This window comes from Novacetimonas cocois (assembly GCF_003311635.1).
Lineage (GTDB): Bacteria > Pseudomonadota > Alphaproteobacteria > Acetobacterales > Acetobacteraceae > Novacetimonas > Novacetimonas cocois.
The window spans coordinates 1-4,413 of sequence record NZ_QEXL01000042.1 but is presented as its reverse complement, the minus strand read 5'-3'; the positions used below and the strand labels follow the sequence as shown (position 1 = coordinate 4,413).

Annotated in this window: 2 protein-coding genes; one reads left to right on the top strand and one right to left on the bottom strand. The window is 52.7% G+C overall.

Annotated features, from left to right (window positions below):
• On the bottom strand, positions 1-1,530 hold a 1,530-nt coding region (locus NJLHNGOC_RS15790; protein ID WP_206059817.1), incomplete at its 3' end, for a beta strand repeat-containing protein.
• A 1,548-nt stretch (positions 1,531-3,078) separates the two neighbouring features.
• Between NJLHNGOC_RS15790 and NJLHNGOC_RS15200 the strand changes: the two genes are divergently transcribed.
• Positions 3,079-4,110, top strand: a complete 1,032-nt coding sequence (locus tag NJLHNGOC_RS15200) for a threonine aldolase family protein (protein ID WP_113597085.1) — start codon at positions 3,079-3,081, stop codon at positions 4,108-4,110.
• The last annotated feature ends 303 nt before the right edge of the window (positions 4,111-4,413 follow it).

Here is a 4,413-nt window from a genome sequence, read left to right as displayed (position 1 = left end):
CCCCGACAGCGTCTCCGTCCCGCCGGAAACCGTCAGGCCGCCAGTGCCCGACATGTTGCCACCATAATTGCCGCTTGCATTGGTCAGCGTCAGGGTCTCGCCCCCCAGCGAGACAGCACCCGTGCCCGCAAGAGACTGGACAGACGAGCCGGATGTCGTGCCGCTGATATCGAACGTCCCGCCCGAAGCGACAGTAACGCCGCTGGAGGTCGCAATGCTGCCACTGCCAGTCAGGGCAAGGGTGCCTGCATTGATCGTTGTCGCCCCGGTATAGGACTGGGCCGTATCAAGTGTTGTCGTGCCGTCCCCTTCCTGCGCAACAGCTCCGCTGCCGCCGATGGCCAGGCCTGTCATCGTGGTAGTGGCGCTATTGTCAAAGACAACCTTTCCGCTATCCGCTACCGCACCGGTCAGACTGCCCGCCGTTGTTGCGCCATCCGCCTCGTCACCGATTTTCAGCGTTCCGGCGGATCCAACCGTCGTGGTTCCTTTAAACGAACTGTTGTCCGCAGTCAGGGCCAGGGTGCCCCCCTCTACATCAACCGCAATCGCTTCTGGTGGACTTGACAGTTCCGAACTGATGGATTTGTCCACTTCCCATGTGCTGGTCCCTGTCTTGTCCAGATTGGCAAATCCTATGGCGCCGCCCTGAAGGGCGGTCGACATGACACCGATCGTCGAAGAGTCGCCACTGAGATTGATGTTGTTGGCCGTATTTCCGTCAGTCTTGATGTATCCGGTAATCGTGGAATTCGGATCAAGTGTAAGATTGGTGGCGCCCTTGTTCAGAACGATATCACCCTCAATAGTAGCGCCTGAATCATTGGTGATATTGAATGTTTCACCACCACCTTCACCAATAGCAACCGTCTTGGCGTTCGCATTTGGATTGGCTGTTGTATTATCAGCCAGATATCCCGCGATGGTGCCGTTATTGATTATTGTTGTAGAATCGGTAGAGACCTTATCGCCTCTTTCATCATCAAAATATATGGCATCTGCATTTTGTGCTGTAATGGCACCATTATTGATGATGGTATTGCCTGTACCTGTAAGGTTGATGGCCTCTGCCGTCGGCTGGGTTCCAGTCGACAGGACCTGTCCACCGGAATCGACAGTAATTGTCGTCCCTCTTTCACCTTCTATTGTGTCGGTACTATCCTGACCCACGATAGTACCACCCTTGCCTTTTATATTGTCCGATTCTGTCTCAACTGTTCCGGCCACTTCAATTGTGGAATTTTCTCCCACAACAACCGCATCATTTGTAAGGTTGGCTGTCGAATTACTGAGCGTTGAAATGACCGCGCCCGATCCAACCGTAACGGACAGTCCATTGGTAACGCTTCCTACCGTGGTCTGACTTACGGTCACGGGAGGCTGCGTTCCACTGGGCACTGTACAGGAAATGGCACTTCCGCTTGTGACGCACTGAGCCGATGCAGCAACCGGAAAACCGAGCACAAGGATAAAGGTCGATACCGGCCTGATTGCCCCTCTGTATCCCTTCATCACAAGGTTGCGTTTCATGTCATGAAAGAGTTTCCGCCACGACACCAGATTTGTCAGGGCAGTACAATATCCAAGCGAACGCAGGATCGTAAAATCCTGGTATTCAGAATATTTCTCAACAGGATTTTAGCCATCAGTGGACTTCGTTTCCACTTTTGTCATTTTCTTGTTAAAAAACAATCGCATCGGCATTTGAGAAACATTCCGTTCTACAAATTTGTTTATTTAATTCCCGCTATCGCTTTGCGTTATGTAATCCAATGCTAACATTGTCAACATAGACCGCCTATAGATAGGTGTTATTCAAGAAATTTTGGACATCAAGACCAGCCAGCCTAGCCCCCTACCTGAATGGGCGTGACTTATTACCTATCTGAAAATAACATATATTATAAAAAATTCATGAATAAAACATATTGCCGTATGACACTCGTTTCCCTGAATGTGTGTTTTGGATTAGAAGACGATAAGTGCAATCATCAATTACAGAACAAGAATAATTTTTTATACATGCCTCTAAAATCCAAAAATCTCACTACAGCAGAAAAAAGTCAGTGGTATTTTTAATAAGTTCCCATAAAATTTCAGAAACCAGAAAACACATACGACCTTTATCACTATATTTTCCGCTATATACAGAAAATATGCCGATGAACTGAATGGATTATTACACCTAGAATAGCGACAGAATACCCACAGGTCTTGCATCCATTCGAACGCAATATGCGGCACGCGTCCGCTAGAACGCCCATTCGTCCTTACCTTACTAGTGAAGTCATGAGAAAATATGCCATTAGAACATTTAGTCTATTAATTCCGATGATAGTTGCGACAAGCTGAACGGTAATGTGGCAGACTGACCCCAGCCTGTTGACATTACCTTGCCCCCAAGCTGGCTGAATCTGACAAAGAAAAAATTCAATTACATTCCTTTGCTCTGTTACAATTCTTTACCCTACCTGCGAAAAATGAATGTCCCGGGGATCCCGCCAGTTTTCCCTTGAAAGAACGCCCGCAGTGGTTTCCGCCTTAAAACCTGAAGCCATGCGCAGCACTGCATGCCGCCCAGACGCCAGAACTTCGAAACTGCCACCTTCACACAATGACAGGATTGCAGATCGATCATCAAACAAGGCAAAGGGCCATTCAGCATGGCACGTCGGGCAACTACATATCGCAATTCGTTGAACGGTCCGTCTCACGCATGATACCGCTGCTCTGCGTCCTCACGCACCAAGCCGGATCCGGAACGATCAACCGCCATTCTTTGCCTGACATATCAGAGAGATATGGTTTGATCGCACCCATCCCCCCTCATCGCCGAGCCAATCATACCCCTCTTCGAGGACAGCCCCGGCACGACACGCTGCAACGGGGCTGTTGCGGGCCACACGCGCTTCTGGTACTCCACCGCTCAACCATCAAGAGTCAAGCCTGTGCCTGACGTCAATCTGCTCCCGGCAAGATGGTGCCTTCACATGCGTGAAGGAATGTGGTCAGACCGGCAAGAGCGGCCATGACCACGCTCATCTCGTCACTATGGGAGCTCCGCGCCCGGAAAGGACCATGAGCGTGCGCCAGCAGTTTGCAAGTGACAACTACGCCGGAATCTGCCCCGAGGCGTGGCAGGCCATGCAGCAGGCCAATGCCGGCTCCCTCCCCGCCTATGGCGAGGACGAATGGACCGTCCGTGCCGCCGATGCCTTCCGCACCCTGTTTGACACGGATTGCGAGGTCTTTTTTGTCTTTAATGGTACTGCCGCCAATTCCCTGGCGCTGGCCTCCCTGTGTCAGTCCTATAACAGTGTGATCTGTTCCCCGTTTGCCCATGTGGAAACGGATGAATGCGGCGCACCGGAATTTTTCTCCAACGGCTCCAAACTGCTGGCCGCCCGCACGGACAGTGCCAAACTTCGTCCGCAGGACGTACGCACCCTAGCCACCTGCCGGACGGATATTCATTACCCCAAGCCCCGTGCCGTCACCATTACCCAGCCCACGGAAACGGGGGAGCTTTATACCCTTGAGGAAATCCGCGCCCTGTCCGCGACCTGCCGCGAACTTGGCCTGCGTCTGCATATGGATGGTTCCCGCTTTGCCAACGCATGCGCAGCCCTCGGCTGTTCTCCGGCGGACATGACATGGAAAGCCGGCGTGGATGTCCTGTGTTTTGGGGGCACCAAGAACGGCATGGCCGTGGGAGAAGCCATTCTGTTCTTTGACCGCGCCATGGCCGAAGGGTTCGATTACCGCTGCAAGCAGGCGGGGCAACTGGCCTCCAAAATGCGTTTCCTGTCCGCCCCCTGGGTCGGCCTGCTGGAAAGTGGGGCGTGGCTTCGCAACGGCGCGCACGGCAATGCCTGCGCTACCCGCCTGGCCGATGCGATAAAGGACGTGCCGGGGCTGGAACTGATGTTCCCGGTGCAGGCCAACGCCCTTTTCCTGCGCGCATCGGAAAAAGTATTCACTGCACTGCGGGAGCGCGGCTGGCGCTTCTATACCTTCATCGGGGGCGGTGCGCGCTTCATGTTCGCATGGGATGCCGATCCCGCCCGCGTAGATGAACTGGCTGCGGACATCGTTGCCTGTAGCGCGTGATTGACGCAGCCATACTTGAGATGCTTAAGCTGATTCTTGAAAGACATGATTAGCTATTCGGCATTATGACGAGGGCTGCCCTTCGAGCAACACTGATCGCTCGCGTTTCGGCAGCCCACTCAGAGTCCGTGCGCTGGTAGCGCTTCTCACCCGATCCCGATCATCTCTACCTTGAAATCAACAGATCTTCCCGAAATTTGTACGAAGCATACCCACGATCACAGACGACATAGATTGGTGGGTATGGGAACCTAGGCTCAGGACTCATTCTTTGAGATAGAAGATGAAGCTTGCTGCGATGTG

Bases quoted from the DNA above. Each gene is read 5' to 3' on its own strand.
- NJLHNGOC_RS15200 (WP_113597085.1), top strand. From the start codon at position 3,079: ATGAGCGTGCGCCAGCAGTTTGCAAGTGACAACTACGCCGGAATCTGC.